At 46.4% G+C, this 724-nt stretch carries 1 protein-coding gene; it reads right to left on the minus strand.

Features of this window, described 5'->3' with window-relative positions; all coding sequences use genetic code 11:
* Positions 1-709, minus strand: a 709-nt coding sequence (locus tag VT06_RS16925; RefSeq protein ID WP_369796928.1) for a VC_2705 family sodium/solute symporter, incomplete at its 3' end; no start/stop codon positions are given.
* Positions 710-724 lie beyond the last annotated feature (15 nt).

Raw genomic sequence — 724 nt, forward strand, 5'->3', positions numbered from 1 at the left:
AGTTGGTAATCCAGCTCGGAGCATTTTCATACAGCACCCCTTGTTGGTCGGGACCATTAATGGTACCGATGATGTTGGTTTTGGTAATCGAAGCAATTGCTGGTGCAGTAGTGTAAACCACAGCGATAAATACCAACGCCCAACCACCTGAACGACGCGCATCACTCACTTTAGGAACGGTGAAGAAACGAATAATTACGTGTGGTAAACCAGCGGTACCTACCATCAGCGCCATGGTAATCGCAAACACATCGATACCCGATTTCGTGCCTGCGGTATATTCAGCAAAACCTAGTTGCGTAGAAAGACCATCTAGGCGCTCTAGCAAGTATTGCCCAGAACCATCAGCCAATGTGGCACCAAAACCTGTTTGTGGCAGGAAGTGGCCGGTCATTTGCATGGTAATAAATACTGCTGGCACGGTGTAAGCAAAGGCTAGAATGCAATATTGCGCTACTTGCGTATAGGTAATGCCTTTCATACCGCCTAAGAGCGTGTAGAAATATACCATTGCCATACCAATCAGTACGCCCGTAGTAATATCAACCTCTAAAAACCGGCTGAATACCACACCTACGCCACGCATTTGGCCTGCTATGTAGGTAAAGGATACGAGAATTGCACAGATAACAGCTACCGTTCGCGCAGTTTGCGAGTAATAGCGATCACCGATGAAATCAGGAACGGTAAACTTACCAAACTTACGCAAATAAGGTGCTAAACA

Origin of the sequence: Arsukibacterium sp. MJ3 (assembly GCF_000987765.1) — a bacterium.
Classification (GTDB): Bacteria; Pseudomonadota; Gammaproteobacteria; order Enterobacterales; family Alteromonadaceae; genus Alishewanella.